31 protein-coding genes and 1 tRNA gene are annotated in these 26,042 nt (G+C 72.4%); 5 read left to right on the top strand and 27 right to left on the bottom strand.

The features are described 5' to 3' along the window. Positions 1–22: 22 nt before the first annotated feature. Positions 23–649, bottom strand: a complete 627-nt coding sequence (locus tag HCN08_RS02300) for a nucleoside/nucleotide kinase family protein (RefSeq protein ID WP_167981088.1) — start codon at positions 647–649, stop codon at positions 23–25. A 36-nt stretch (positions 650–685) separates the two neighbouring features. Here HCN08_RS02300 and HCN08_RS02305 point away from each other — a divergent pair, with 36 nt between their 5' ends. Continuing rightward, positions 686–1,342: an O-methyltransferase gene (locus HCN08_RS02305; protein WP_167981089.1), complete on the top strand. Its 657-nt coding sequence runs from the start codon at positions 686–688 to the stop codon at positions 1,340–1,342. 69 nt (positions 1,343–1,411) lie between these two features. After that, positions 1,412–1,630, top strand: coding sequence for an FmdB family zinc ribbon protein (locus HCN08_RS02310; RefSeq protein WP_167981090.1), 219 nt, complete (start codon positions 1,412–1,414; stop codon positions 1,628–1,630). A gap of 310 nt (positions 1,631–1,940) precedes the next feature. Here HCN08_RS02310 and HCN08_RS02315 read toward each other — a convergent pair whose 3' ends face one another. Then, entirely contained in the window at positions 1,941–3,185 is a 1,245-nt protein-coding gene (locus HCN08_RS02315) for a coiled-coil domain-containing protein (RefSeq protein WP_167981091.1), read from the bottom strand. Positions 3,186–3,358: 173 nt separating this feature from the next. Between HCN08_RS02315 and HCN08_RS02320 the strand changes: the two genes are divergently transcribed. Next, a tRNA-Val gene (locus tag HCN08_RS02320) sits at positions 3,359–3,430 on the top strand. 491 nt (positions 3,431–3,921) lie between these two features. Continuing rightward, on the top strand, positions 3,922–4,182 hold the full coding sequence (locus HCN08_RS34990) for a helix-turn-helix domain-containing protein (RefSeq protein WP_167981092.1): 261 nt from the start codon (positions 3,922–3,924) through the stop codon (positions 4,180–4,182). A 53-nt stretch (positions 4,183–4,235) separates the two neighbouring features. On the opposite strand, the gene HCN08_RS02330 is transcribed toward HCN08_RS34990, so the two are convergent. The 3 genes from HCN08_RS02330 to HCN08_RS02340 all read right to left on the bottom strand — a co-directional run bounded on the left by HCN08_RS02330 (position 4,236) and on the right by HCN08_RS02340 (position 6,166). After that, positions 4,236–4,388 (bottom strand): hypothetical protein, encoded by a 153-nt coding sequence (locus HCN08_RS02330; protein WP_167981093.1) that lies wholly within the window; start codon positions 4,386–4,388, stop codon positions 4,236–4,238. Between the two features lie 208 nt (positions 4,389–4,596). Beyond that, the gene (locus tag HCN08_RS02335) at positions 4,597–4,815 is read right to left on the bottom strand and encodes a hypothetical protein (RefSeq protein WP_167981094.1); all 219 of its coding nucleotides are present in this window, start codon (positions 4,813–4,815) and stop codon (positions 4,597–4,599) included. A gap of 121 nt (positions 4,816–4,936) precedes the next feature. Beyond that, positions 4,937–6,166: a helix-turn-helix domain-containing protein gene (locus tag HCN08_RS02340; RefSeq protein ID WP_167981095.1), complete on the bottom strand. Its 1,230-nt coding sequence runs from the start codon at positions 6,164–6,166 to the stop codon at positions 4,937–4,939. 91 nt (positions 6,167–6,257) lie between these two features. On the opposite strand from HCN08_RS02340, the gene HCN08_RS02345 reads away from it, so the two are divergent. Continuing rightward, a complete protein-coding gene (locus HCN08_RS02345; protein WP_167981096.1) occupies positions 6,258–6,449 on the top strand; it encodes a hypothetical protein in 192 nt (63 codons plus the stop codon). Between the two features lie 51 nt (positions 6,450–6,500). Here HCN08_RS02345 and HCN08_RS02350 read toward each other — a convergent pair whose 3' ends face one another. From HCN08_RS02350 to HCN08_RS02455, 22 genes are all read right to left on the bottom strand, one after another. Beyond that, positions 6,501–6,758, bottom strand: a complete 258-nt coding sequence (locus HCN08_RS02350) for a hypothetical protein (RefSeq protein ID WP_322974179.1) — start codon at positions 6,756–6,758, stop codon at positions 6,501–6,503. After that, positions 6,751–7,185: a hypothetical protein gene (locus HCN08_RS02355; protein WP_167981097.1), complete on the bottom strand. Its 435-nt coding sequence runs from the start codon at positions 7,183–7,185 to the stop codon at positions 6,751–6,753. The genes HCN08_RS02350 and HCN08_RS02355 overlap by 8 nt, the downstream gene beginning before the upstream one ends. 11 nt (positions 7,186–7,196) lie before the next feature. Next, positions 7,197–7,481 (bottom strand): holin, encoded by a 285-nt coding sequence (locus tag HCN08_RS02360; RefSeq protein ID WP_167981098.1) that lies wholly within the window; start codon positions 7,479–7,481, stop codon positions 7,197–7,199. Positions 7,482–7,515: 34 nt separating this feature from the next. After that, positions 7,516–8,394, bottom strand: a complete 879-nt coding sequence (locus tag HCN08_RS02365; protein WP_167981099.1) for a GH25 family lysozyme — start codon at positions 8,392–8,394, stop codon at positions 7,516–7,518. Positions 8,395–8,422: 28 nt separating this feature from the next. Further along, positions 8,423–11,707 carry a hypothetical protein gene (locus HCN08_RS02370; RefSeq protein ID WP_167981100.1) on the bottom strand — a complete coding sequence of 1,095 codons (3,285 nt, stop codon included), beginning with the start codon at positions 11,705–11,707 and terminating at the stop codon, positions 8,423–8,425. Continuing rightward, on the bottom strand, positions 11,704–14,865 hold the full coding sequence (locus tag HCN08_RS02375; protein WP_167981101.1) for a phage tail tape measure protein: 3,162 nt from the start codon (positions 14,863–14,865) through the stop codon (positions 11,704–11,706). The genes HCN08_RS02370 and HCN08_RS02375 overlap by 4 nt, the downstream gene beginning before the upstream one ends. Positions 14,866–14,886: 21 nt before the next feature. After that, a complete protein-coding gene (locus HCN08_RS02380; RefSeq protein WP_167981102.1) occupies positions 14,887–15,195 on the bottom strand; it encodes a hypothetical protein in 309 nt (102 codons plus the stop codon). A gap of 116 nt (positions 15,196–15,311) precedes the next feature. After that, a complete protein-coding gene (locus HCN08_RS02385) occupies positions 15,312–15,674 on the bottom strand; it encodes a hypothetical protein (protein WP_167981103.1) in 363 nt (120 codons plus the stop codon). 4 nt (positions 15,675–15,678) lie between these two features. Beyond that, positions 15,679–16,008 carry a hypothetical protein gene (locus HCN08_RS02390; RefSeq protein ID WP_167981104.1) on the bottom strand — a complete coding sequence of 110 codons (330 nt, stop codon included), beginning with the start codon at positions 16,006–16,008 and terminating at the stop codon, positions 15,679–15,681. Between the two features lie 91 nt (positions 16,009–16,099). Beyond that, positions 16,100–16,873 carry an Ig-like domain-containing protein gene (locus HCN08_RS02395; protein ID WP_167981105.1) on the bottom strand — a complete coding sequence of 258 codons (774 nt, stop codon included), beginning with the start codon at positions 16,871–16,873 and terminating at the stop codon, positions 16,100–16,102. A gap of 49 nt (positions 16,874–16,922) precedes the next feature. After that, complete coding sequence (locus tag HCN08_RS02400) at positions 16,923–17,345, bottom strand: hypothetical protein (protein WP_322974180.1); 423 nt, start codon at positions 17,343–17,345, stop codon at positions 16,923–16,925. Further along, positions 17,342–17,626 (bottom strand): hypothetical protein, encoded by a 285-nt coding sequence (locus HCN08_RS02405; RefSeq protein WP_167981107.1) that lies wholly within the window; start codon positions 17,624–17,626, stop codon positions 17,342–17,344. Before HCN08_RS02405 ends, HCN08_RS02400 begins: the two co-directional genes overlap by 4 nt. Positions 17,627–17,638: 12 nt before the next feature. Next, on the bottom strand, positions 17,639–17,980 hold the full coding sequence (locus HCN08_RS02410) for a hypothetical protein (RefSeq protein WP_167981108.1): 342 nt from the start codon (positions 17,978–17,980) through the stop codon (positions 17,639–17,641). After that, positions 17,980–18,225 carry a Head fiber protein gene (locus tag HCN08_RS02415; protein ID WP_167980700.1) on the bottom strand — a complete coding sequence of 82 codons (246 nt, stop codon included), beginning with the start codon at positions 18,223–18,225 and terminating at the stop codon, positions 17,980–17,982. Before HCN08_RS02415 ends, HCN08_RS02410 begins: the two co-directional genes overlap by 1 nt. Then, positions 18,222–18,779 (bottom strand): mobile element protein, encoded by a 558-nt coding sequence (locus HCN08_RS02420; RefSeq protein WP_322974181.1) that lies wholly within the window; start codon positions 18,777–18,779, stop codon positions 18,222–18,224. The genes HCN08_RS02415 and HCN08_RS02420 overlap by 4 nt, the downstream gene beginning before the upstream one ends. Next, entirely contained in the window at positions 18,763–19,065 is a 303-nt protein-coding gene (locus tag HCN08_RS02425; RefSeq protein WP_167981109.1) for a hypothetical protein, read from the bottom strand. The genes HCN08_RS02420 and HCN08_RS02425 overlap by 17 nt, the downstream gene beginning before the upstream one ends. 12 nt (positions 19,066–19,077) lie before the next feature. Continuing rightward, positions 19,078–20,364, bottom strand: coding sequence for a phage major capsid protein (locus tag HCN08_RS02430; RefSeq protein WP_167981110.1), 1,287 nt, complete (start codon positions 20,362–20,364; stop codon positions 19,078–19,080). After that, positions 20,361–21,200 carry an HK97 family phage prohead protease gene (locus tag HCN08_RS02435; RefSeq protein ID WP_167981111.1) on the bottom strand — a complete coding sequence of 280 codons (840 nt, stop codon included), beginning with the start codon at positions 21,198–21,200 and terminating at the stop codon, positions 20,361–20,363. The genes HCN08_RS02430 and HCN08_RS02435 overlap by 4 nt, the downstream gene beginning before the upstream one ends. 2 nt (positions 21,201–21,202) lie before the next feature. Next, positions 21,203–21,790 carry a hypothetical protein gene (locus HCN08_RS02440; protein ID WP_167981112.1) on the bottom strand — a complete coding sequence of 196 codons (588 nt, stop codon included), beginning with the start codon at positions 21,788–21,790 and terminating at the stop codon, positions 21,203–21,205. Between the two features lie 47 nt (positions 21,791–21,837). Next, positions 21,838–23,244 carry a phage portal protein gene (locus HCN08_RS02445; protein ID WP_167981113.1) on the bottom strand — a complete coding sequence of 469 codons (1,407 nt, stop codon included), beginning with the start codon at positions 23,242–23,244 and terminating at the stop codon, positions 21,838–21,840. Positions 23,245–23,301: 57 nt separating this feature from the next. Beyond that, entirely contained in the window at positions 23,302–25,083 is a 1,782-nt protein-coding gene (locus HCN08_RS02450) for a terminase large subunit (RefSeq protein WP_167981114.1), read from the bottom strand. Beyond that, on the bottom strand, positions 25,052–25,507 hold the full coding sequence (locus HCN08_RS02455; RefSeq protein ID WP_167981115.1) for a phage terminase small subunit P27 family: 456 nt from the start codon (positions 25,505–25,507) through the stop codon (positions 25,052–25,054). The genes HCN08_RS02450 and HCN08_RS02455 overlap by 32 nt, the downstream gene beginning before the upstream one ends. Positions 25,508–26,042 lie beyond the last annotated feature (535 nt).

The raw sequence follows: 26,042 nt of genomic DNA on the forward strand, positions 1-26,042 counted from the left end.
TGCGGCTCAGGCCCCCCGGGCGTCAGCCGCGCGGGTCCACCACCCGGGTGCAGTGGGCCCGACTGGCCTCGATGCGGCGGGCGTTGGGGCGCTCGCTCGCGGCGATGAAGTCGTGGGCCTCCTCCGGGGTGCGCCCGCCGCGGATGTGCCGGCGCAGCAGCCGCTGCTCGCGCAGCCGGCGCGGCGTGTCGACGTACCAGAGCTCGTCGAGCAGGTCGCGCACCTGGCTCCAGCCCGGGCCGTCGTCGGCGAGGTAGTTGCCCTCGGTGACGACCAGGCCCGTGCCGGGCGGCACGACCAGGGCCGCCGCGAGCGGTTCGTCGACCCGCCGGTCGAAGTCCGGCGCGTACACCGGGCGGGTGCGCTCGGCGCGGATCCGGCCGAGCAGCACGACGTAGCCGTCCACGTCGAAGGTCTCGGGGGCGCCCTTGCGGTCACGCAGGTCCAGGCGGTCCAATTGCGCGTTGGCCAGGTGGAATCCATCCATCGGGACATACGCGGCCGTGCCCGCGCCGAGCCGTTCGTCGACGCCGGCGACCAGCCGCCGGGCCAGGGTGGACTTCCCGGCGGCGGGCGCTCCCACGAGCCCCAGCAGCGCGCGGCGGCCTGGAATGCTGGGCACGAGGGCGACCGCGTCATCGACAAGCATCCCGTCACCCTAAGCGCCAGACCAGGGAGCAGACTCTTGTACCAGACGAAAAACCCGCAGCTCACCCCCGAGCTGTACGCATACGTACTCGACCACAACCCGCTGGACGCGGTGCAGCGCGAACTCGTCGACGTCACCCACCGGCAGCTCGCCGACGACGCGGGCCTGCAGACCGCGCCGGAGCAGGGCCCGCTGCTGGCGTTCCTGGTCCGGCTCACCGGGGCGCGGCAGATCGTCGAGGTCGGCACCTTCACCGGCTTCTCCACGCTGTCCATGGCGCAGGCGCTGCCCGAGGGCGGCCGGGTCATCGCGTGCGACGTCTCCGAGGAGTGGACCGCGTACGGCCGCGAGGCGTGGGCGAAGGCGGGCGTCGCCGACCGCGTCGACCTGCGCATCGCCCCGGCCATCGACACGCTGCGGGCGCTGCCGCAGGACCCGTGGATCGACCTGGTCTTCCTCGACGCGGACAAGGCCTCGTACATCGCCTACTGGGAGGAGCTGGTCCCGCGCATGCGCCCGGGCGGCCTGCTCGTCGTCGACAACACCCTCTTCCACGGCGAGGTCACCGACCAGGAGCGGGGCGGCGGGGCCGCGGCGATCCGGGCGTTCAACGAGCACGTGCGCGCCGACGCCCGCGTCGAGGACGTGCTGCTGACCGTCGCGGACGGGCTGACGCTGGCCCGCCGGCTGTAGCGGCGCCTTTTCCTGACCTGCCGGGTCCGGGCGCGAGCCGCTGCGCCCGGGTCCCGCTACCCTGAGGCCATGCCTCGTTACGAATACCGCTGCAAGACGTGCGGCGCGACCTTCGAAATGCGCCGCCCCATGGCGCAGTCCGCCGCCCCCGCGCCGTGCCCCCAGGGCCACGACGACACCGTCAAGCTGCTCTCGACGGTCTCCGTGGCCTCCTCCGCGTCCGCCCCGGCGCCGGCCCCTGCGGGCGGCGCGGGTGGCGGCTGCTGCGGCGGCGGCTGCTGCGCCTGAGCGGGCTCCACGCCTGAGGGCTGGCAGCGCCTGAGGGCGCCCGGGTCGGCGCCCGGGGTTCGAGTACGGCTGAGGGCGCGCGGGTCGGCGGCGCGTCACGTACGGCTGCGCCTGAGGGCGCGCGGGTCGGCGCCGGGTGCGGTGGCCGGCCGACCGGCGGCCCGGCACCCGCGCGTGCCGCCGGACCCGTACGAGGCGCGTACCGTCGGCGCGGGCGCGCGGGTCGGCGCCGGGTGCGGTGGCCGGCCGACCGGCGGCCCGGCACCCGCGCGTGCCGCCGGACCCGTACGAGGCGCGTACCGTCGGCGGCCTACGACCGGCCCGCGGCGCGGTCCTCGCGGATGTTGGACACCACGCGGTTCGCGGTCTCGCGGACCGCGGCGGTCTCGGTGAGGAAGGCCCAGTAGTCCGGGTGCACGCCCTCCAGGGCGGCGAGCGCGCGATCCAGGCGGGCGACGGCCTCGTCGAGCGGGCGGGCGTGCCGCGGCTCGGGCTGATTGCGGCCCTGCATGGCCAGCCGCTGGGCGTCGCGGATGACGAAGCGCGTGCGCTCCACCTCCGCCTTCGGGTCCCGGCTGACCTCGTTGAGCCGCTGGAGCCGGTCCCGGGCGGCGCCCACCGCGCCGTCCACGTCGTCCATGAGCTGCCGTACCGTCGCGAGCTTCGCCGTCGCCTGCGCCCATTGCTGCGCGTCCCGCGCCTTGCGGGCCTCCGCGAGCGTCGCCTCCGCCTGCCGTACGGCCTGCGCGGCCTGCTCCGGCACGGTCTGGAGGTCCTGCCAGCACGCGACGGAGAAGCGCCGCCGCAGCTCGCTCAGCACGGGCGCGACGCCTTCCGCGCGGGTGCCGAGCGCCTGGACCCGGGTGCGCAGCGAGACCAGCCGCTTGTCGATCTCCCGGGCCTGCTCCGGGAGCCGGTCGGCCTCGGCGCGTACCGCCTCCGCCTTGCGGCGGATGTCGTCGGCGCGCTGCACCGTCTCCTTGACGCCGTGCTTGGCGGCGCCCTCGTTCAGCTTGGTCAGCTCCGGGGCGAGGGCGGCCAGCCGCGCGGCCAGGTCGTCCGCGGCCAGCCCCGCCGCCCGTACCGCGTCCAGCGCCTGGCTGGCGGCCAGCAGCGCCTGCTTGGCCTGCTCCCGGGCCGGGGCGAGCCGGGCGAGCTGCGTCTCGGCGCGGTCCAGCAGCGGCGCCGTCTGCGCCTGGTAGCGCTCCAGCTCCGTCCTGACGTTGACCAGGTCGTCCTTCGCGCGGTTGAGCTCCCCGATCGCCCGCCCCGCGGCGCCGTGGTCCAGGTCGTCCCGGTCGATGTCGTGCGCGTCCACCGTACGGATGTACGCCGCGCTGACCTGGTCGATCCGGTCCTTGAGCGCCTGGAAGCCGGCGAGCGCGCGGCGTGCCTCCGCGGACTGCTCGACCGCCTTGATCGTCTCGATGGAGATCTCCAGCTCGCGCTGCGCGGTGTCCAGCTCGTAGAAGGCCTGCGCGGCGGCGTCCTTCGCGGCCTGCGCCTCGGCACGCTGGTTGTCGCCGCGCCGCCACCACGAACGTGCCGTCGTCACCGTGAGTCTCTCTCCCCGCGCTCGCCGCCCACCACCGTCGGCTCCATCCTCCCACCCACCCGCCCCGAACACACGGCCCGGTCCTTCCCCCAGGTCCGCCCCCCGTACACACCCCCGTATGCCCTTGCCCACCCTCCCCCGCGGCAAGGTAACCTGTGACGTCGCAACCTGCGGGGCGTGTAGCTCAGTGGTAGAGCGCCGCCCTTACAAGGCGGATGTCGGCGGTTCGAAACCGTCCACGCCCACCCTTCACCAGCGTCGATGACGCCGAACTCCCAGGCCAGCCACATGCGGCAGCTAGCGGCTCGCGTTGCACGCATCCTGGCTACACGCTCACTACGGGCCGCCTACTGCGTGACTACCAGCGTCCGTCTCCCGTTTGTCTCCCAAATGATCATGCCGTTTCTGCAGGCGGGGAGGCAGAACGGCCCCCCGCGGAGTGAGCGCGGGGGGCCGCCTTACCCCGGCTGCACCGTGCGCGGGGGCGTACTGGATGCAGCGGGGCGTTCACGGGGGTCAGACACTCCACCCGGACTAACGGATGTACGGCTGACCAGGTGATTCACTCTTTCGGGTGAACATTAGTTCGAGTCTCGCACGCAACTCCAGCCCCACGGCGAGATGCATGCCGCGGGGCTGCGGGGCAACGATGCTCAGACGGTTACCCCAGGTATCTATCAGGAAACCGGCAGGAGTCCCAGATCTGGTACTGACTTTTTGATCATGCTGGGCTGGCGTGGCCCCTGTGTCCGCCGACCCCCGGCCCGACTGGGTCCTCGCCCGCCGCGCCGCCATCGGCCACCACATCGCCTGCCTCCGCGCCGCCCGCGGCATGAGCATCGACGACCTCGCCGAGGCCGCCGGCGTAGACCGCAAGACCGTGATACGCGCCGAGGGAGCCACCGTCAGCACCGGCCTGGACCTGCTGCTCATGATCGCCGCCGGCCTCGGCGTCAGCGCCGGCCAACTGCTCGACGGGGCGCCCCCGCGGACGTGACGCGCCCCGCCGGCGCGTGCAGGCACACCGGCGGGGCGCGGGTCTCGGGGGGGCTACCGCTCCTTCAGCTTGTCGACGATGTCGCCGGCCGCGTCGGCGGCGCCGTCGCGCAGCGCGTCGGGCAGCGTCGTATCGCTCGCGATGGTCGCCGCAGATCCGAGTGCGGCGATGTCGTCGAAGAACTCGTCGTCGTCGGGCTCGGTCACAGTGTGTCCTTTCGGTCGGTGGATGAGCGGCCCCGGCGTGCGGCCCGGGCCCGCTGGCACGGCTCGGCATCTCGGCACCAGACGATCTCCCCGGCGTGGTCGTCAGCAGCCTGGACCGTCCAGTCGGACGTCGCCCGGCCGCACCAGCCGCAGGTGCGCGGAGGCATGCTGGCCGGCCATCCCACGGCTGCGTGCCCCAGCTCCGGGGTCACCACACCGCCCCCTCGGGCAGTAGGCGCGTCAGGTGCTCAACGACCTCGACAGGCAGCGGCGGCACATAGACGTAGCCGTGCTCGCCCAGGTCTGCCCACCCGGAGACGCGCTGCACCAGCTCGGGGTCGGCGCCCAGGTCGGTGAGTAAGCGGCGCAGCTCGCCGGCGGCCTGGTGGCCGTCCACGGCGGCCTGCTGGTGATCCTGCACGGGCATGGCGCCTCCGATGCGTGGTCGTCGCAACGACTTCACGCTACGGACGATGACGACCCGTCACCAGGCACGATCCGTGGCCCTCTTGTGGAACGTAGTCACCGAAGGACCACGGATCGTGCACCTACGGGGCGTCGAAGAACGTTGCGAGCTCGCGCTGGCTGCGGCTCATGCGCCCGCCCGCCTGCTGCACCTCATGGAACGTCTCCGCCGCCATGCGCTGGTGCCGCAGCCACTCCGGCGTCTCACGGTGCAGACGCGTCAGCACCCCCAATGCCTCTGCCCGTTGCCGCAGCATCGCGTGAGCCTGCGCCACATCGAGAAGATGCCGACGCATGAACGTGCCGTCCCCGGCGCCCGCGACCCGCTCAGAGAGTCGCAGTACGACGTCCGGGCGGTTGTTCACGAGGTGGTTCTCGATGCCCTGGAAGGCGATCGTGCGCCAGTCGAACCGGCCCCAGCTCGACTCGGCGACCGCCGTCCCGCCGGCCAGAGCGGCGCCCGCGGTCCGGCCCATGCGCAGCATCTCTCGCGCCTCCGATGCGCGGTTGTTGCGGGCTGCTGCTGCGGAGGCGTGCACCAGCAGCTTCCCCCAGGCTCCGAGGTCGTGCCGGGACGCGCGGGAGATGCGGGGCTCCACGGCCTCGGCCGTGTCCACGCTTACCTGCTCGGCCTCGTCCAGGCGCCCCTGACGCATGAGGAGCCACCCCTGCTGGTACACCGCCGCCGCGACGGCGCCGAGGTCGTTCACGGCGAGGGCGTCGGTGACGGCGTCCCGCAGGGCGATATGCGCGAGGTCGTAGGCCCGGACTTGGGTGAGGTATCGGCCGGCCATCTGGAGCACGTCCGAGCGCACGCGCAGTGCGGAGGTGCCCTCGGGGCCGCCGTCGAAGTGGCGGACGGTGGCGTGCGCGCTGTGGACGAGCGGCGGCAGCAGCTCGGCGACGGTGGCGTAGTCGTCGCCGTGGTATGCCGCCGCCACGGTGCGCGCGGTCGCAGTCAGCCGGCCGAGGTCCGGCTCATCTCCGGCGTCCGGCGCGAGCCGACCGCCGACGCCGATGGGCGGAGCGATCGCCTGCCGGAACAGCAGCAGATCGAGCTTGTCGGCGTCATCGCGGCGGACGTGGTGTGGGCCCGGCGCGTCGAAAAGTTGGGATGTACGAACGCCGAGGGCGCGGGCGAGCGTGTGGTAGGTCTCCAGGCGCCCGGTGCCTCCGCGCTCCAGTTTCTTGATCACTCCGAGCGAAAGCCCCGTGCGCGCGGCGAGGGCTTCCTGGGTGAGGCCGCGGCGCAGACGGGCCGCTCTCAGCCGGTCGCCGGGCAGGGATGACGAACTGTCCGTGGCATGTGGCATGCTGGGCTCCGGTGTTTCGAACTCGACACTCGAAACGGTACAGCGACCCCCGCTTCGGCGGGGGTCGCTGCGTTGTACGGACAGGGGGCGCGTGAGCAGGATCGTGCGGTACGTGGGCGGTCCGCTGGACGGCCAGGAGCTGGACGTCACCGGCTGGACGGACGAGGAGATCCGCACCGGTACGTACGAGATCGTCGACGGCTGGGCCGACCGCGCCGACTACGAGCCCGAGCCCGGCGGCGACCCGCTGCTCTGGCACTACCGCGGGCCCGCACCCGGATAGCCGGACACGACGAAAGCGCCCCCGCCCTCCCGAAGGAGAAGCGGGGGCGCGTCATCGCCACGGCAGCAGCTCTAGGTCGTCGGGCGGCTCCGGCGGCGGGCCGGCCGGGCCCGGGTCGACGGCGCGGGCCCACCGCAGCAGGTCCACATACGCCTGCGCCAGCAGCCGCCGCTGCTCCCGCTCGTGCCGGAGTTCGGCGTCCAGGCGCCGGGTGATGGTGGTGAAGCTGCTGCGCCGGGACTGCCGCCAGGCAGCTGCCCCGCCGAGCACCGTAGCCACCGCGGTCCCCACCGCGCCCAGATCAATCACGCGGCCCCTCCCCCCTCCGTACGTACAGCGCCTCGATCACCCACGGCGGCTCGGACATGCCCGCGCACAGCACCACGAACGCGGCGAAGCTGAGCCAGGCCGCTGCGCTGCCGCCGGCGGACGGGTAGCCGCCCGCGAGCGCCGTCCGCGCGTAGGCCGCCCCCCACAGCGCCGCCGGCGTCGCCAACGCAGCAAAGCCGGGCGCCTGGTAGCGCATTCGACGTCCGAGCGCGGCCAGCACCGCGATGGTGCCGGCCGCCACCCACACCCACCCGAGCGCGCCCAGCGGCACGTACCGGGTCACCCCGGCTAGCCCCCGCGACCGCCCGTACGTCGGGTCGGTGACGATCGAGCGGCCGTAGACGATCCAGCCGGCGCCGAGGACGAGCAGGGCAGCGGGCCGCAGCCCGCCGACCAGGCGCACCACGGCCCGCACGGTCAGGCCCCCGGCGTGGTCGGGGCAGGAGGCGCCGGGTCGACGGCGTCGAGGTCCGGCCGCGGCGTGTGCCGCGCGGACCAGCCCGCGAGGAAGGCGAGCAGAGGCGGCGCCAGCATCGTGATGAGGGTCTGGCCCCACGTCGGGACGGGGGCCAGCAGCGCCTCGTCGGCGACCGCCTGGTTGAGGACGGTGACGCCGACACCGGCGACGCCGGCCGCCGCGGTAGCCGCGATCACCTTGAGCTCGACGAGCGCGCGAGACCGCGTGGTAGAGGAAGTGGCCATGATGCAGATCCGTTTCTGCTGGTAGGGGTGGAGATCAGGCGGTGACGGTGAAGCCGTGCCGCTTGCCGAGCGCGGTCAGCGACGCCTTCCCGGGGATGCCGTCCGCGTCGTGACCGGAGTAGCCGAGGTGACGCTGCCACTTCGCGTAGGCGGCCACGGTGACGCTTCCGAAGGAGCCGTCGCCGGCGTACTGGGGCGTGAGGTAGCCCTCTGCCTTGAGCGCGGCCTCGACGATCCGCACGTCCGCAGCGTGCGTCTGGTGGCCCTGCTTGCCCTTCGGGTCGGCCTTCGCCGCGGCGATCAGGTTGCTGAGGTCCACCTTCGGTGCCGCGGGCTTCGCCGGGGGCTTGGGCGTGCGCGCGCCCGCCCAACTGGCGAGCGCGGCCCGGCTGGCGAAGTTGCCGACGTTGCGGTCGATGCCGCCTGCCGAGCTGTACTGGTGGAACAGCCACGGGTGCTCGACGCGGGGCTTGCCCTTGGGCGCGGAGGGATCGGCGATCCACAGCCCGTCCGCGCAGTAGGACGTGATGTCGCGGTGCAGCCAGTAATCGCGGTTCGAATACATGATCACCCGGTGCTCGGGGACCTTGGACTTCGCGTCGTGCAGCCAGGCGTCCTTGTCGGCGTTGGAGACGCCGGGGTCCTCCCAGTCCAGGGCGAGGAAGTCCCCAGCCTTGGCGCCGGCGTGCGCCAAGAAGTAGTCGACCTGCGCCGACATCGAGCCGGGCCGGACGAAGTGGTAGTGGCCGACAACCAGGCCGTGGGCGCGGGCCGTCGCGACCTGTCCGGAGTGCTTGGGGTTGACGTAGCTCGACCCCTCGGTGGCCTTGACGACCACGAAGTCCAGGCCCGCGGTGGGGTAGTCACTGGCCTGGTACGAGGCGACGTCGACGCCGTTGACGGTGGTGCTCATGTGCCCTCCAGGGCGTGGTGAGGATGGGTCAGGCCACGCGGATGAGCCGCAACCAGCTGCCCGCGCGGACGAGCGTCGCCGTGGCGTTGGAGGCGATCTGCGCCCATTGGAGGCCGAAGGTGCCGCCGGTGCCGCCCACGGTGAGCTGGCCGGTGGGGGCGGCGCGCATCGCGGTGCCCAAGTTCGAGGGCAGGTTGCGGGTGCCGGCGAGCCCGTTGGACGTGACGTCCTGCCCCGTGAGGCTGGTGGGTCCGTCCGTGCCGTCCGAGGACCACACCAGGGTGCTGCCGGCGGGCGCCGTCCACCCCAGCTTGATGCCGCTGGTGCTGCTCGCGGCGAGGTTCTGCGAGTAGGAGACGTAGCCCTCCATCAGGTACGTCGCGCCTGCCTCGACGGTCAATTTCAGGGCGCCGTCCGTGGCCATCGCGGTGGTGCTGGCCCGTGACTCGTCGACCGTCTTGACGACGGACAGCGGCAGCATGCTGGCCAGCAGACCGGCGGTGACCCGCTGACCTGCATGGATCGTGGGATACGCCATCGTGCGAGCTCCTTCCAGGGCGAGTACCAGTGGGGTGGCCAGCCGGATGTCAGTGCCGGCATCCCAACCGCGGGTGACGCCGTTGACGCCGCGGACCACGGTCACGTTCTGCGGGCTGCTCGCGCCGGTGCAGCCGGTCGCGGTGACGTCCTCGCCGCCCAGGCGGAGGACCACCGGGTATTCGGCGGGGTCGGTCGTCCACAGCGGACCGTCCGTGACCGCGACGGACAGCGTGGTGTCGTCCGGGCCGACCGGGGCGGCCAGTCGGGCGCCGTCCGTGTCGGCACGGCCGAGCACGTCGTCGCCGATGACCCCCACCGTGTACGGGGCGCCCGGCGTGCAGGTCGTCGTCGCGGTCCAGGAGGTGCCCGAGTACGTCTCGGTGTACCCCTGGATGAGCGTCTGCACGGTGTCCGAGGGGTGCTGCGGCGGCAGGTCGGTCACCGCGATCAGGTCCCCGGAGTCCGCCGCGAGCCAGGCCCCGATCAGCTGCGGGGCCAGCTCCAGATCTATCGTGAGCTGCGGATACCGCAGCCCCTGGACCGTCTTGAGATGCAGCTCCCAGCCCGCGAGGTCGGGCAGCTGGGCGTCCGTCTGCGGGTTGACGTCGAGTTGGTCCTCTCGCGCGCCGGAGCGCGCGATGGACGCGGCGTCCTCGACCGTCGCCGAGGAACCGCCCATGCGCTGGGCAGTGATCCGATTGCGCAGCTCGGAGTCGTTCCGGACGGGCGCGAACGGGTTGGCGATCTCACCGGCGCCCGCGTTCAGGGTCAGCATGGGCGCCTGGTTGTAGAAGGAGGTGAGGGTGCGGTACTTCAGCGCGAGCCGGTCGCGCTGCTCGGTCAGCGCCCCGCCGTCGGTGTCCGCGCACTCCTGGAGCAGGTCGAGGAGTGTCTGCGGGGTCTGCGGCCCCATGGGTGCGGTGGCCGCGGTGTCGCCGCAGATGAGCAGCGGCAGGTTCTCCTCCGCGCACAGCCGGATCATCCGCTCGGCGGCCGGCTCGCCGGCGAACCCGGTGTCGGCGCTGTTGTAGATGTTGGTGTCGGCGACGGAGAACACGCCGAGGTGCCCGATCCGCATGTTCTCGGTGCCGGCGGCGTAGTTGGCGTAGACGCCGGCGACGGTGCCCGGGGTGCCGGTGTAGGTCACCGTCGCGCTTCCGGCCGGCTGCCCGATGACGACGGCGCGGAACGACACCGTGGTGCTGGTCCCGTTCTGCTGCGCGGAGACGGAGAACCGGCACCAGGTCCCCGTCGAGTTCGGGGCGCCGAACGCGCTCTTGTTCACCAGGGTGCCGGTGCTGTCGAGGAGCCCGTACCCGAAGGCGCTCAACGCGGTGGTGACCTGTACCTCGCGGTATGTCCCCCCGTTCAGCCGGACGTTGATGAACGGGACCTCGGCGGCCGGTGCGCTGTCGAGGCGGAAGACGAACTCGACGCGCCAGCCCGTGCTCCCGGCCGGAGGGGCGGGCACCGGCACGTTGAGGGCCGACGACGGGCCCAGGGTGGGCAGCGGGGAGGATCCGGCGAGGGAGTCGTCGGCCGCCCACGTCGCGCCGGTGAGACGTGCGGCCTGGCCGGAGGGCAGGCCCGAGGCGGCCTGGGTGGCGGACGGCCCGTCCTCGAACGGGATGTACGCCACGATGTGCCGGTCGGTCGGGATGCGGCGGCGCAGCGTGGACGCGAGCGCCGGCTGCCCCTGGCCGAGGCGCTGGAGGATTCCGGATGCGGAGACCGCGACCTCGGCCTCGCCCGGGTCGCCGGTCTCCGGGTCGGACAGGTCGCCCGCCGGCCAGCTCGGCGCCCACTCGGTCACCGCCGCGGTGATCCTGGGCACCCACCGGGTCGCCCCGGCCGGGGCCGTGACGGTCCACGTCCGGCCGCCCTGGACGAAGGCGGCGGCGTCCTCGTCGACGGCTGCCGCGTCCACGCTCGCGCGCACGGTCCCGCCGATGCCCTGCCTCACCTCCAGGCCGTGCAGGCGGCCCACCGGCGCCACCGTGTCCGGCAGCATCGGGTGGGTCAGGGCGCCGGCCTCGACCGCCGCGGTGGACGGCCACAGCGCGGACGCCCCGCTGACCGGGACCGGGTCGCCGAGCGCGGTCCACGGCCCCGCCAGCGTGGGCGCGGTCCAGAAGTAGGCGATCAGGCCGCCGGCGCCGTCGTCGACGTCCACCGCGGCGCGGACCGCCAGGCGCCCGGACGGCGGCACCACCAGCGGCTGCGTGGAGGGCAGGTCCAGCCACGAATCCGTGGCTTCCCGCCACGCCAGGTGCAGGCGGCCGTCCGCGTCCGCGCACATCTCCCAGCTCTGGTCCGTACCGGAGCCGGCCTTGTTCATCAGCCCGATGTTGTGCCCGGGCAGCCGCCACTGCGTGAGCGTCAGGTCGATCCGCAGGTCGAAGTCGCCGGTGAACTGGAGGTCGGCGGACGTGGGGGTGCTGATCCGGGCGCCGGCGCCGGGCAGCTCGATGAAGGTCGTGGTGCCGCGCAGCGACTCGCGCATCGGCACGCCCTCGACGACGTACGGGTAGTGCGCGCCCGTCGCCAGGTCCGGCGTGAAGTCGCCGCCGGGGTTGTCCAGGACGACGCTGATGCTGCCGGGGGTGACGGCCCCAGACTCGGCCTGCCGGCCCCGGGTGATGCTGATCTGCTGCTCCAGCAGCGCGGGCGTGGCGTCCGTCCACACCCACGTGCCCGGATCCGCCGTCAGGTCCGCGCCGAACGCGAACTGCGTGCGGTGCTGGAGCGGATCGTCGGGGAACACCACGGTCATCCCTTTCCTGTGCCGAGGTAGACCTGCACGCTGCCGCCGGCCTCGTTCCGGATGGCGCGCTGGAGCCACTGGACCAGGCCGCGGTCCAGGCCGGCGGCGTTGAGGTAGATCACCGGCTGCTGCTGCGCCGCGGGCTGGTAGCGGGACGCGCCCGCGGCGACCGCCTGCGCCGCTGCCGCGGATGCCGCCATGGCCTGCCACTGCGAGGCCGTGAGGATCGCCTCCGGCCGGCCCGTGGCGTTGACCGCGGTCGTCGCGCCGGGCGTGAGCCACCCGCCCGAGTCGTAGCCCGAGGCCGGGATGGCGTCGGCCGCCCCGAACAGCGCGTCGATCATGCGGGACGGGACATGCCGGACCATCTGGCCCCAGCCAGTCCCCAGGCCGGGGATGCGGGCCAGCAGCGGGTTGACGACCGCGCGCACGCCCGCCTCAGCGGAGGCCCGCGCTGTCTCCTTCAGCCAGGACGCGGTCTTCTTCACCGTGTTCCACGCCGCGCTGCCCGCGCCGATCACCGCGCCAGCAGCCGACTTGAGCGGGTCGAAGATCCCGCCGCCGCCCTTGAACCCTGGCGTCCCACTGCGCAGTCCGCCGGCCGCGGCCCACGCCCGCAGTTGGGCGACCGCGCCGTGGCCGCCGGCGCCCTTCACCTCGGCGGCAGTCCACACATGCTCATTGCGGCTGAGCCACGCTGGTACATCGTCGCTGGTTTCGGTCCCCGCGCCATACACCGGGCCGCCCGCGGCGAAGCCCTTGAACAGCCCCAGCTTGGGCGCCCCGAAGGCGCCGGCGACCTTGTTCCACACCCCCACCAGGCCCTTGTTGTAGACCGTGTTGATGATGAACGCGATCGGCTTCTTCGCGATCCCAGACAGCTGGCCCCACTGCGTGGCGATGGCGTCCTTCGCCGACTTGAACGCGCCGCCGACCTGCCCGGCGAGCTGCTTGACCTTGTCCAGCGGCGGCTTGACACCCTTGTCGTACAGCCACTGCGCCACCGTCGCGATCGCGTGCAGCGCCGGCGAGACGTACGCGGTGTAGAGGCTGCTCGCCGCCGTGCCGACCGCCTTGAACACCCCGATCAGCAGGGTCAGCGCGTACTTCCCCCCGGCATACAGCGCCTGGAGGCCGGCCACGATCCAGCCCACCACCGGGGAGATCGCGGACGTCCACAGCCACAGCGCGACCGTCGCCAGCGCCCGGAACAGCGCGATGTTCGCGTTGATGTACAACGTCGCCGCGGTCCACCACAACTTCAGGTTCCACACGATCAGGGCGACGATCGGGGCGATGACCGCGGTGTACAGCCACTGCGCCACCACAGCGACGCCCCGGATCAGCAGCGTGATGGCGTCGATGTACAACTTGGTCCCGAACCACCACACCTTGAAGGCCAGGACGAGGGTGACTCCGACGATCGTCGCGAGGATCCGCAGGACCGGCAGGGCGTAGGTGAACGCCGGCACCAGCACTGACCGCCACAGCCACACGGCCCCGTCCGCGATGACCTGCCAGCCGGTCACCAGGGCCGCGATCAGCGGCTTCAGGACGGTCTTCCAGGCCGTCTCCGCGGCGGCCTGGATCCCCTGCCACGCGGCCTGCACGATGCGCCGGAAGGTGTCCGACCGCTTGTAGGCGATGAAAAGCGCGGTCGCCAGGGCGACCACCGCGATCGCGACCAGCACGAACGGGTTGAGGGCCATCACCGAGTTGAGCAGGGCCTGCGCGGCGGCGAACCCGTCGGTGACCGTGGTGGCGATTCCGGTCACGGTCATCCACGCCGCGGTCGCGCCGGCCGCGATGCTCGCGGCGATGGACTCGGCGCCCAGCGCCAGCGCGACCCCGCCGACCAGCACCGCGATCGGCGTCAGCCAGACGCCCCACTGCCGTAGCCAGGTGATGGTGCCGCCGATCACCCGGGCGGTGCCCTGCACGGCCGGCAGGAAGTCCCGGTCGAGGACGCCGCCCACGGCGGCGACGGGCGGTAGCACGTCCTCGTCGAACGCCTTGCCCCAGCGGCCGAGGATCGGCAGCACCTTCCCGCCGATGAACTGCACCAGTCCTTGCTCGACTGTGCGCTTGAAGACCTGGATCTCGTATGACGGCCCGCTACGCAGGTCGTCGCCGAGCTGGTTAGCGGCACCGTCGACCTTGCCGATCGTCTCCACGGCGGTCGTCGGGTCGAGGGCAAACAAGGCTTGCCCGAGGTCTTCTGCCTGTGTGCCGAACAGCCCGACCGCCGCCGACTCCCGCTGGACCGGATCGTGGATCGCCCGCAGCCGGTCGAGGACGTCGGCGAGCGCACTGGACGCGCCGTCACCGCCCCGGGCGATCTGCTGCTCCAGGCCCAGGATTTCCTTGTGGTTGTAGCCGAGCTGCGCATAGGCAGTCCGGCTCGACGCGGACATGTCGATCGACCGGATCGAAAATTCTTTCAATGCGTCGGCGACGATGTCCGTGTCCCGGGCGCCGCCCTGCATCCCCTGCTGGAACAGCCCCAAGCTCGTCTCGGCATCCAGGCCGAGCTTCCGCAGCTGGACCGGGTACTCCTGGAAAGTCTCCAGAACGTCCTCGCCGGCCGGGCCGAGAGACTGGAACCCGCGGGTGATGACGTCCAGGGCGCTATCGACGTCGGGGGCCAGGTGGTTCTTGAGCAGCGCGGAGACGGCCTGCGTCTGCAAGGTCATGTCCGAGCCGAACGTGGTGCTGACGTCCTGCATGTGCGTCGCGATCGACGTCAGCTGCGCGTTGGTCGCGGTCGGGTCGACCAGCCCGGTCGAGACCAGCGCGCGGACCGTCTCGGCGCCGTCCTCGAACGACTCCGTGATGCCCTTGCTGTAGAGCTGCCCGACGACCTTCCCGTAGCGGGAGGCGTCCGCCTGCGACGCCCCCAGCTGGGCCTTCAGCTTCCCGGTGATCTGGCCCTGCTCGACCGCCTTCGAGAACGCCTCGCTGAAAAACTCGCCGGCCTTCTCCGCGATGGCCTCGACGCCGAGCGCGGCGAGGGCGCCCTTGAAGGCGTCGCGGAAGCCTCCGCCGCCCTCTTCGCCTGCACGCTCGCCGGCCTGCGCCGCCGGGCCCACGAGCTGCTGCCGCAGTTCGTCCGCGATCCCGCGCACCGAGGGGATGATCTGGAGCGTCGCGTATCCGACGTTGGGCATGGGCCACCCCCTCGGTGCGCGCTAGGTGATGTCTCCGCGGGCGATCGCGGCACGGCGCTCGGCGGCGCGACGGCGCGCGTCCGCCCTCTTCGCCTGCCGCTCCGGACTGGCCTTGTCGGCATTGCGGCGGCCGATGCCGGGGCGCGCGATGGGCCTCGGGGGCTTGGACTGCTGGCTCTTCTTCGCGCCTTCGTTCGCGCGCTGCCAGTTCCCGACGCGCACCTCATCGATGAGGAGTGCAGTCAGGTGCTCGGACAGCCCCCACAGGCCGTCAGCGTCCCCTTGTGCGAGCCGCGTGCGCGCGCCCGCGGGGAGCTGCCGCACCAACACCGCCAGCTCCCGCCACGTCAACAGACGCCCGCCGGCGGCATCGCGCCGGAACAGGTCGCCGAGACGGACGCCGTAGTGCTCGCGCAGGTCTGCTTCTACCTCGTCGCGGTGCTCGCTCAGGAGTCGGACGAGGCCGGCGATTCCCCCGGGGCCTGGCCGCTGTGCTTGCGGTAGGCGTCGAACAGGGCCTTCATCTTGTACTGCGGCAGCGGGGTCTTCCGGAACTCGTCCCAGTCGTCGCCGAGCGCGGTACGGAAGATCCCGGCCATGGCGGCGGCGTCGCCGCCCTCGGCCGCGGCCATCAGCGGCCAGACGTCCAGGCCCTCCATGTGGGCCATGGTCAGGCGGCGGTTCGGGTCGTCCTTGCTCGCCCAGCGGAACACGAACGGTGCGAGGTCGCTTTCGGCCTGGACGGCGTTGAGGTCGAAGTCGAACGGCTTGTCGTCGGGACGACCGGTCGCGGTTCGGGTGGTGGCCACAGCTCTACTCCTTGATGGTCTGGACGGTGTGGGCGAGCAGCGTCAGGCGGACGGTGCTCGGAACGGCGGGGTCGTCGCTGACGGTGATCTCGACGGGCGCGGCGGCGGCGGGCAGACGGTTGCCGTCCAGCTCGATGCCGGCACCGGGCCGGATGGTGATCTGACCGCCGACGTACGGGCCGTCGTCGGACGGCTGCGCGGTCTCGGCGCGGCGCTCCTCGACGAGGGCGGCCACGACGCGGGACCGCAGGTGCGCGGGCACCGTATGGCCCTCGTAGATGAGGCCGAGCTGCGCGGCCTTGGCCCGGATCTCGGGGTCGCTGAACTCCAGCACTGCTGGACCTCCTGTCGCGGTGGTGTCGCGGTGAGGTGGTGCACCGGGGCGCGGCCGAACCGCGACGAACACCGCGCCCCGGCGGTTCAGGTCAGCCGGCGGAGACGGTGACCGCGCAGGTGTCCGTCTGGCCACCGAAGCTCGCCGACACGTTGGCGGCGCCCGCGGCCACGCCGGTAACGAACCCCGCAGTGACGGTGGCCGTCGCCGGGGCCGAGCTGATCCAGGTGGCCTCGGCCGTCACGTTCGCAGTGGACCCGTCGTCGTAGGTCGCGGTCGCGGTGAGGGCGCCGATCTCGCCGACGTCCACGCCGAGCGTCGCGGGGGCGACCTCGATGGACTCCAGGACCGGGGTGGACTGGCGGTGGAAGAGCACACCGCCGGCGGTCGGGAAGATGGTGCACGCGATCGTCGCCGATTCGAGGTCGGTCTCGTTCTCGCCGTGGTCGCCGTCGAGGGAGCACTCGGCGTACAGGGCGGTGATCAGGCGCCGCACCTTGTCGCCCTCGCGGGTCTCGAACGCAACCAGGACGCGGGCGGGGCGCGGCACGACGATCTGGGTGTCCGTCGAGCCCGGCCAGATCAGCGCGCGGGTGGTCGGGTTGTCCTCCAGTGCAGTGAAGCTCTTGGTGAGCTTGAAGTGCTGGCGGCTGGTGCGGACGAGGATGCCGCCCCACGCGAACTTGTCGTCGGTGTCCTCGTCACGGGTCTCCGGGAAACCGTCGTCCCCGTCGAGCAGGCCGACGAGGTTCCAGTCCGGGCCGAACGGGGTGTTCGCGTCGGCGGGCAGGGTCGCAGAGAGGTTGGGGGACACGAGGACGTCGGCGTCGGTCCACAAGTTCGCGAGTGTCGGGTCGCCGGACATCGGCGCCTCCGTTCTGTCGGTCGGGTAGAGGTGCCGCGGTGGGTGGCCGTCAGGCCGTGAGCACGGTGGGCTTGACGTTCGCCAGGACCGTGAATGTCGAGAGATCCACGCCGGATTCGTCGCGCGCGGGCAGCGGGCCGGTGGCCGGTCGGCAGCCGCGGATCACCGGGCCGGAGTGCACCAGGAGCAGGCCCTGGCACAGCTGCGCGAGGTCGTGCGCCTGGTCGGCGTCGGCATGCCAGACCGTGACCCGCAGCGTCACGCGCGCGTTCGCCATCGAGGAGTGCGGCAGGTCGCTGTCCTTGGCGACCAGGACGTACGGCAGGTGCGGTGTCTCCGGCGATCGGTCGCCCGGCACCAGCGTGCCGACCTCGGCTCCGGCCGCGTAGTCCTCGCCGCGGGCGCTGAGTGCGGCTCGGAGCACGCTGACGGCGGCGGCCTGGACGTCGCCGAACACCACCAGCGGCTTCACCGGGCGCCCCAGGCGCGGACCTCGACGCCGGCCTCGCCCGCGGCCCGCGTCAGGATCCCGGAGCGGGCCTGCCACGCCATCGCCCGCACGTCCTCCACGGTGACCGCGGCGGCATCGCGGTCGGTGGTGTACGGATGGAGCACCACCCGCGTGCCCGGCGGGACCTTGGCCCGCACCCGCACCTGGATGTCGAGCGCGGCCCCGTTGACCATCTGCCGCATCTCCGCGGACTTCAGCACCTCGCGCACCCCGCGGGTGTCGAGCTCCAGGCGTTCCAGCACGGCGGCCACCTCCTACCCGGTGATGCGCTGCATGGACCACTCCACGTGGTGGGTGCCGCCGTCGAGCGGGTCCGGCCACGCCGCGACCTCGCCGACCACCTCGCACGTCAGCCCGCCGAACTCGATCCGGTCGGACGCCAGGATGTCCGGCGCCGTTCCGGGCTCGCTGAGGACGTGCCAGCCGGTGACGACCAGCGCGGGCCGGTCCGTGGTCGCGGTCTCCTGCTGCACCGTGGGCTGCACGGACAGGTGCCCGATCTCGGTCCGCTCGGCGAGCGTCCAGTCGAGCACCGTGTTACCGGCGCGGTCCGTGCGCGTGCCCGCGCGGACGCGCGTGACGGACTGATCGAACATCAGGCGCTGGCGAGGACGCCGCGCGCGCGGAGCAGGGCCAGCAGCGCGTTGAAGTCCGCCAGCAGGCCCGCGACGTCGGTCGCGGTGCTGTCGGCCTGCGCGGTGGCGGTGCCGGTCATGGTGTCGCCCGCGGCGGCGCCGCCGGCGAAGTCCCCGCCGACCACGACCAGATCGGCGGTCGCCTGGTTCGGGTTGGCGGTCTCGCCCTCGGCGAGGGTGCTGAGGTTGACGTACTTGCTGGTCACGGGCTCTCTCCCCGGTTGAGTCGGTACCGCTCGACGGCGGTAGTCCACTGGGCGGTCACGCCGACCGCGGCCTGCGCCCCGTAGGTGATGGCCTCGCCGCCGGCCTGGATCGTCTGGACGCCGGGCTGCACCCGGAACAGGCTGCGGGCCTGGTCGATGACGACCTCCTGGACGTCGTCGGGGATCGGGTCGTACCCGTGGTCCCAGACGACGTCCACCTCGGCCCAGTCCGGCCACACGTCCCCGATGCGCCGCAGCACACTGGCGTCGCGCCGCACCTTGTAGCTGGTGCCGGCCTCCAGCGCGGTGCCGTCCACGGTCACCGAGACGATCCGCAGGACCGGCGCCGCGGGCAGCAGCAGCCGGTCCGTGCAGTCCCCGTACAGCGTCGTGGTGTCGCCGAGGACCGCCCGCACGGGGTGGCGCACGGCGCCCGCGAACCGCTTGCTCGCCGCGGCCAGGGCGGCGAGCAGCTTCGGGTCGTCCGCGGGCACCGGCAGCCACACCGCCAGGTCGGCCGGGTCGGCCAGGTACGGCTCAGGTGGCAGCGCCACCGGTGCCCCCGTCGCGCTCGGCCGCCGCCGCGAGCAGCTGCTCGCGGCGGTTGGTGATGCCGACACGGTTCTTGCCCGCGGCCTCCGCGTCCAGGACCCGCGCGGCCTCGGCAGCGCCGACCGTGCCGAGGTACGTCAGCACCTGGTCGGCGTTCGCCGAGGCCGGGTCGAACGGCACGGCGGGCGCCGCGGGGGCCGGCTCGGGGACGGCGGCCGGCCGGTACCGGTGGGCATCCTCAGTCCGGACCCGGACACCGTTGATCGTGAGCATCTTGTGCTCGGGCATGGTGTCCTCCGATCAGGCCGCGAGGTCGGCGACGCACAGCTGCGCGGGCTTCCAGATGGCCTGCGCCGCCCGCAGCTCCCCGCGGACGTAGGTGAGGTTCCGGCGGGCGTAGTCCGCGTGCTGGTTGAACGCCAGGACGGACAGGCCCTCGCGGTCCATCAGCGACACGGTGGACCAGTTGCCGAGGATCGCAGTGCCCTGCGGGATGACGTCGGAGACGACACGCGGGCGCCCCCAGATCGTGCCGGGGCCGGACGACCACGGGCCCTGGCCCAGGTACCGGCCGTCCGCGTCCTTCATCAGGTCGAACGCCTCGTCGTCCTCAGCGCTCACCGCGACGGCCGTGATCGGGCTCTTGATCTTGGCGAGCTTGGTGATGGCCTTCCGCAGGGTGGCCACCATGTCGGTGTCGAACGCCTGGGACTGCACGCCGGTGGTGTGCATGATGCCGGTCGGCTCACCGTCCGCCCCGGTGCCGTTGAGGATCATGTCCTCGACGACCGAGTTGATGTTCGTACCGAGGTTCGCGTTCAGGTAGGTGGCCAGACCCCCGGCATCCGCGAGCATCTGGTTCGTCACCGTGTAGCCGTCCGCGTAGGTGTACACCTTCGCGGTGGCCAGGTTCGTGCCCAGCGTCGACAGCGGCTTGACGGTGGTGTCGCCCGGCAGGATCTCGTCCGGCACGATCGCCGCACCGCGAGTCACGCTGGTGATCTGGAGGTACTCGAAGCTCGGGCCGTCGATGTGGCCGGAGGTGTCGATCAGGTCCAGCAGCGTCAGCTGCGGCGGCACCGTCAGGTCGACGGTGGGCAGCCTGATGTTCTGGACGTGCCCGAGGCCGACCTGGAGCGGCGCCGGGTCGGCCTTCATCGCCCGGCGGCCCTCGCGGACACCGCGGACGAACGCCTTCAGGCTGCCAGCCTGGACGGACGGAATGCTGATCGGGGTGCCATTGCCGAAGCCGGTCCCCGCGGACTTCCGCCACGCGGTGTACGCCTCGGACTTGACGTACTGCTCACCGAACGTCGCCAGGTCGGAGACTTCCTGCCGGTCCTTGACGCCGGTCAGCTTCGGCGCGGGCTTACCGTCGCCGGCTGCCGCCTTCCCGGCCATCTCGTCAGCGGCGGCCTGGGCAGCATCGGCCGCCTCGACCTTCGCAGTCAGGTCGGTGACCTTCGCCTTGAGGTCGGTGATCTCCTTGACCTCATCGTCGGTGAAGTCGCGGCCGTCCGTCTTCGCGGCCTGGGCGATCTCTGCCGCTCGGGTCAGGGCCGCCTTGAGCTGCTCGCGCAGCGTCATGATGCACTCTCCATCGTCAGGTTGGTGATGTCGGCCCATGCGGCGACCTGGGCGGGCGTGGGGGCCGTCGACTTCGCGGGCACTGGTTCGGTGGCGGCGGTCGGGTCGGCCGGCGGCTGGCCGGTCTGCTGCTCGGGGGTGGCCGCGCCCGCGGCCGGGGCGGCGGGGGGCGCGGAAGTCTTCGGGGTGTGCCGGGCCTTGGCCGGTTCGGCGGCGGCGAGGACCTCGCCGATCGCGGCGTGCGCGGCGGTCAGACGCTCGTAGTGGGCTTGCGCGAGGACGCGGCCTTCCTTCACACCGCGGGCGAGGTCCGCGGCCTTGGCCGCCAGCAACGCGGTCTCCTGGTTCGCGCCGACCAGGCATGGGCCGACCTCGTAGAGCGCGGAGAACCGGCGGATCTCGTAGTACTCGCCCCACGGGTAGGTGTCGGTGTCGTCGGTCTCGATCCACCCGCCCTCGCCGACGTCGTAGGCGAAGCTGAACTGCTTGACGCGGCGGCCGGTGAGCAGGCCGTGCACGTGCTTGGCGGTCGGGTTGGTGTCGAGATCATCGATCTGGCCGAGAACCTCCAGGCCATCGGCGGTCTCGGTGGCTTCCAGGACCCGCCCGAGGTGACTGAACGGGTCGCTCCACTTGTGCGCCCACAGCACGGGGATGGGATCGCCGGACGCCTTCCACTGCGCGAGGACGTCAGCGAAGGCGCCCGGCGCCACCACGTCGCCCATCGAGTCCTGGTTGCCGAACACGCTGACCAGCGCACGGAACTGGCCGACCTCCAGGCCATCGGCGGGGCCGGCGGCCTTGATGTGGGCCTTGCACTCCTTGGTGCGGGGCACGGTCAGCCCCCCTCTCGCTCGTAGTCCAGGTCGCAGTTGCAGCGGGCGGTCTCCTTGGCGTCGCCGAGCCCGTCGCCGGGCCAGCGCAGGCCGTTGCCGAACACGTCGTCGAGCGCGACGGCCTCGCCGTCGAGCGCCTTGTGCGAGGGCCGGGGGTTGCGCCCGCCGGTGCGCCAGACCTTCCGGGTGAGCCCGGACGCGCCGGCCGCGTCGTGGCCGCCGAAGGACCGGGCCTCGGTCGCCGCGGTGGTCGCGCGGGTCGCGCCGGCCGACACCCACGCGGCCATGCCCGTACGGAGGTTGTCGCGCCAGTCGCCCTCGTCGACTACGGCCGCCACAGCGGCGGCGTGGCCGGCCTGCTCGTACTGCTCGGCGTGCGAGGCCGCGGCCTTCGCCAGCCAGGCCTCCATCACCGCGGCGTCCCAGCCGTCCGCGCCCGGGTTCCAGACGTCGAGCACCGACCAGGCGCCGATCTGCGCCAGCCGGAACCCGTAGCCCTGGATCAGGGCCGCGAGCTGCGCCTGCCGCTCCGGCGAGGACGCAGCCCACAGCTCGTAGAAGTCCGGCGGCCCGTCGCCGTCCGCCTTCACCCCGGACGCATCAAGCAGCCGGTCAGCCTGCCCCTGCGCCCACGCCGTCAGCGCGTCGGTGAAGGCGTCCCGCTCGACCTCGAAGGTCGCGAGATCATCCGGCCGCCCGGCCTTCCCCCCGGACGGCCGACCGCTTTTGGGACCGGCCCGCCCGCCTTCGGCGCCGTGTCCGTAGGGGACGCGAGGCCGCCCGTCACCACGTTCAGCGGCGTCACCAGCTCCTCGGTGCCCTCGATGTAGGGAAGGTTCTGCCTCGCGCGGGCCTCCGCCCGCAGCATGTACGGGGCCCCGACCGCGGTCTGCAACAGCGACGCCTGCTCCTCGAAGCTACCGCGGAGTTTGGCCGCGACGTTCGCCTCGACGTACAGCGCCGAGCCCGGCGCGAGCAGCGGCACCAGCTGCGTGTTGAGGACGTCCTCCAGCATCGTGATGTCCGGCCCGACGCTGTGGGTGTAGAGCATCTGCCGGAACGCGTCCAAGTTGCTGAACGTGCCCTCTCGGGCGCCTACCAGCTCCGGAGGGATGTGGTACGCCGAGGCCACCTCCGCGTCGGAGAGCTGGCGGCCCTCGATGTCAGTGGTGTCCTTCGGGGAGAACGCCTGCACGGGAACGAGCCGCATGCCGTCCTCCAGGATCGGCGTACCGCCCGCCTCCGCCCCGCGGCCGATGAACCGCTTGAACGCTTCCAGGAATCGGGTCTTCGCGTCCGAGGACCAGGACGGGGCGTCGGCTGGCCGCTCGATCACGACCGGCGTGCGGGCGGAGTTGCGCCACACCTGCCGCCGGTACTCCACGGACTCGCGCTGCTCGTCGAGCAGCTGCCGCAGCGTCTCCATCGGGCTGGTGCCGTCCGCGCCCCACGCCGCGTAGCCGGAGTCGAACAGATACCGCTCGCCCGCGGGCCCGGCCTGCCCGACCGGCACGACGGCCGCCTGGCCGTCGCCGTATGCCACGTACAGGGCGGCGGGCTGGTCGTCGTCGTCCGCGAGCACGTGGAAGCGGCGCGCGGGCTTCCGGCGCAGCTCCCACCCACTGGCCGTGTCGGCGGACGGCAGCAGTGTGGCCGCCCACCGGTCGTGGATCAGCCAGTCCACGATGATGCTGTGCCATAGCCGGGAGGGCGAACGGCCCGGCCCCGGTGCGGCGAGCAGCTGCGCGAGCGGATGATCCGTCACCCGGCGCCGGTCGGTGTCGCTGACGCGCTCGTAGACGTGCCACGGGATCGTGGCCAGCGCCCGGGCGATGTAGTCCACGACCTTCCGCACGGATGGCTGGGTGCGCCACACGTCGTAGGCCGTCACCCCGCCGTAGGCCGCGAGCGGCACGCCGGGGTCGGGCACGATCACCGTGCCGTTGTACGTCCACGGCTTGTCGAGCCCCTCGAAGGTGGCGAGCACCCCGTCGCGCACCGGCGCCGCCTTCGCCGTCACCAGCAGCCCGTCCGGGGTGATCACCGTGCCCCGAGGGAGCCGGCCCTTCCTGCGCCACCACGCCACAGCGGCCCCCTCTCGTCAGATGACCTCGAACTCGCCGTCTTCGTAGGCGGACCTGCGCTTGGGCGGGCGGGCCAGCACCTCGGACATGGCGTCGCAGAGAGCGCTCACACCGTCGATCTTGTCGCCGCCATGGGACTTGTCCGGCTTCACGTTCCCGGCCGCGTCCATCGCGACAGCGAGGTTGTCGACCATCCACGCCATGACCGGGTTACCCCCGTGCCGCAGCATCGGGCGCCCGCCGGCGCGCACCTGCTTCTCGCCTTGGAGCAGCAGCCGCTTCACCGCCTTCAGCGCGGGCGACATGGTCTTGTACCCCTGGCCGACGCCGACCAGCGGAGCGCGCTCGCCCTCCAGCGAGTTCGTCAGCGGCGTGGACGACCACCGGTCGAACCCCAGGCTCTTGACATCGAAGGCGTCGAGGTCGGCGCGGATCTGCGCCCCGATCACGTCGTAGTCCGTGACGTTGCCCGGCGTCGTCCTCAGCCAGCCCTCACGGACCCACACCGAGGCGTTCCCCGCAGTGCGGCGGTCCAGATCCTTGATGTTGTCCTCAGGCGTCCAGAATCGGACCAGCAGGTCAACGCTGCCGTCGCTGTCGTCGGGGAACAGCCAGGCGAGTGCGTTGAGGTCGGACACGGCCCCGAGGTCGAGGCCTCCGTACGCCTCACCGCCGCGCAGCTTCTCCTCGTCGACCAGGGCGCCGTTGGCCGTCCACGACTCCAGCGTCAGGTACTTCGTGACCTGCTTGGTGCGGATGCCCAGGTGCAGCCGCAAGAACGAGGCCAGCTCGGCCGGGGACTGCTTCGCCTTGTCCGCCGCGGTCCGCAGGTACGCCCGGGTCGGGCTGATGCCGTAGCCCGGGTTCGCCTTCTTCCACGTCTCCTCGGCGAACGGGTCATCGTCCTTCTCGGCGGCGAACACCACGCCGTACACCGCAGGCGCCCGGAAGGCGCCACGGGCCAGCTGCTCGATGCGCTCCCGCTTCCGCCCGTAGACCGACTCCTTCTTGCCGGCGTCCGCGGTCGTGATGATGAAGATCAGCGGCTGCCTGCGGGAGCCGGTGCCCGACTCGATCGTCTCGACCAGCTCGGGCGACTTGTGCTCGTGCAGCTCGTCGACCAGGCCGCAGTGGAGGTTCAGGCCGTGCTGCGCGCCCGCGAGAGACGACACCGGCTTGAAGTAGCTGTCGGTCTTCGGGTGGAGGATCACCGAGGCGAGTGGCTGCATGACCCGCTTCAGCGCCGGCGACTTCTCCACGATCGCCTTGACCGGGCCGAACAGCAGCCCCGCCTGCTCTTTCGTCACGGCCGCCGTGATGACCTGCGCGCCGGGCTCGCCGTCGCCGCCCATCATGTACAGCGCGATACCGCCGCCGAGCGTCGTCTTGCCGTTCTTCCGCGGCACGTCGACGTAGACCTCGCGGATGATCCGCACGTACATGTCGGCGTCGTCGTCCCAGTGCACCCACCCGAAGATCGGCGCCAGGATGTAGGCAACCTGCCATGGGTCCGGGCGCAGCGGCTGCCCGGCGAGTGCGCCCTGGGTGTGCCTCAGCTTCTCGAACGCCCGCAGCACGCGGTCGACGCGCTCGGCGTCGAACACCGCCCCGGGCTCGTCCCGGGGCTCCGGCGTCTTGATCAGCGGCGGGCAGTCCGGCAGCGGGATGCCCCGCTGGGTCAGGTACCAGGCGACCTCGGGCGAGATCTTCAGCCGGGCCAGCAGCTCCTCGTCGAGGTACGCGGCCGGCGTCGGCGGGGTCTTCGTCCTACCCGAACGGGTTGTCGGGGTCCGGCTCATTCTCCGACCCCCTCGCCAGGGCCTGCTCCGTCGAGGGTGTCAACCCGAAGTGGCCCGCCCACGCCCGCAGCTCGCGGCCGGCCGCCCGCGCGATGCCGACCGCCGGGTGCGGGAGCGTCCCCTGCTTCGCGTCGGTCGTCAGCCCCTCCCGCTGCACCGTCTCGGTCGCCTCGCGGAAGGTGGCCCAGGCCTCGCAGTAGGCCGCCAGCGCGGCGCCGTCCTCGGGCTTGAGCAGGTCCAGCCGAGCCAGGCCGGGAAGGACGCGGTCCCACTCCGCGCGGGCCTCGTCCGACAGCCACTCCGGCGCCTCCGGCGGCAGCCGCTTGAACGCGGGGCCGGAGTTCACCTCGCGCCCGGCGGAGTCCTTGCCCGGCGCCCGGCCCTTGATCAGCTTCAGCGCGGCAGGCTGAGGGGTCCGGCCCATCTCGTCACCCCCTGTAGTCGCTACAAAAGCGCAGGTCGGAGCACCGTGGCCCGGCTGACCCCCCCCATGGGATTCTGTGCACGCACGCGCCGAGTTGACCGCGGCGGGTCCCCAGCCGGTCAGCCTGGAAATCTGGACTCCCCTTCCCCCGGGGGGGGGTAGGGGATCGGGCGGGTTGGGTCATCGCGCCGCGAGTCTCTGACCTGCACGTTTGTGGCGTCGGATTCGGCCCGTACGTATCGGGTGCGTCGTGCTCGACATGCACGCAGTCTCACAGGGCTTGCAACGCTCTGACCTGCACTTTTGCGCAGTTCGGCGTAAAAGTGCAGGTCAGAGGCTCGCGTGCGGCCCGCGCTCTGCCCCCGCTGGCACCTGACCTGACTGCAAGCCTCTGACCTGCGCTTTTGTGGAGAGTTGCGTAAAGTCGCAGGTCAGGGGGTTGCAATGTTCGTGCGATGTGCTCAGCCCGCCCGGCGCCGGGGGAGTTGTCTCGGGGCCCGCGAAGTCGGCGCCTGTGCGCGGGAGTTATAGCGCT

Source organism: Actinacidiphila epipremni, from assembly GCF_012034175.1.
GTDB lineage: Bacteria > Actinomycetota > Actinomycetes > Streptomycetales > Streptomycetaceae > Actinacidiphila > Actinacidiphila epipremni.

Excerpts from the sequence above, each read along its gene's own strand:
- HCN08_RS02300 (WP_167981088.1), bottom strand. The coding sequence starts at position 649 with ATGCTTGTCGATGACGCGGTCGCCCTCGTGCCCAGCATTCCAGGCCGC.
- HCN08_RS02310 (WP_167981090.1), top strand. The coding sequence starts at position 1,412 with ATGCCTCGTTACGAATACCGCTGCAAGACGTGCGGCGCGACCTTCGAA.
- HCN08_RS02335 (WP_167981094.1), bottom strand. The coding sequence starts at position 4,815 with ATGCCCGTGCAGGATCACCAGCAGGCCGCCGTGGACGGCCACCAGGCC.
- HCN08_RS02340 (WP_167981095.1), bottom strand. The coding sequence starts at position 6,166 with ATGCCACATGCCACGGACAGTTCGTCATCCCTGCCCGGCGACCGGCTG.
- HCN08_RS02360 (WP_167981098.1), bottom strand. The coding sequence starts at position 7,481 with ATGGCCACTTCCTCTACCACGCGGTCTCGCGCGCTCGTCGAGCTCAAG.
- HCN08_RS02365 (WP_167981099.1), bottom strand. The coding sequence starts at position 8,394 with ATGAGCACCACCGTCAACGGCGTCGACGTCGCCTCGTACCAGGCCAGT.
- HCN08_RS02370 (WP_167981100.1), bottom strand. The coding sequence starts at position 11,707 with ATGACCGTGGTGTTCCCCGACGATCCGCTCCAGCACCGCACGCAGTTC.
- HCN08_RS02375 (WP_167981101.1), bottom strand. The coding sequence starts at position 14,865 with ATGCCCAACGTCGGATACGCGACGCTCCAGATCATCCCCTCGGTGCGC.
- HCN08_RS02395 (WP_167981105.1), bottom strand. The coding sequence starts at position 16,873 with ATGTCCGGCGACCCGACACTCGCGAACTTGTGGACCGACGCCGACGTC.
- HCN08_RS02410 (WP_167981108.1), bottom strand. The coding sequence starts at position 17,980 with ATGTTCGATCAGTCCGTCACGCGCGTCCGCGCGGGCACGCGCACGGAC.
- HCN08_RS02425 (WP_167981109.1), bottom strand. The coding sequence starts at position 19,065 with ATGCCCGAGCACAAGATGCTCACGATCAACGGTGTCCGGGTCCGGACT.
- HCN08_RS02430 (WP_167981110.1), bottom strand. The coding sequence starts at position 20,364 with ATGACGCTGCGCGAGCAGCTCAAGGCGGCCCTGACCCGAGCGGCAGAG.
- HCN08_RS02450 (WP_167981114.1), bottom strand. The coding sequence starts at position 25,083 with ATGAGCCGGACCCCGACAACCCGTTCGGGTAGGACGAAGACCCCGCCG.
- HCN08_RS02455 (WP_167981115.1), bottom strand. The coding sequence starts at position 25,507 with ATGGGCCGGACCCCTCAGCCTGCCGCGCTGAAGCTGATCAAGGGCCGG.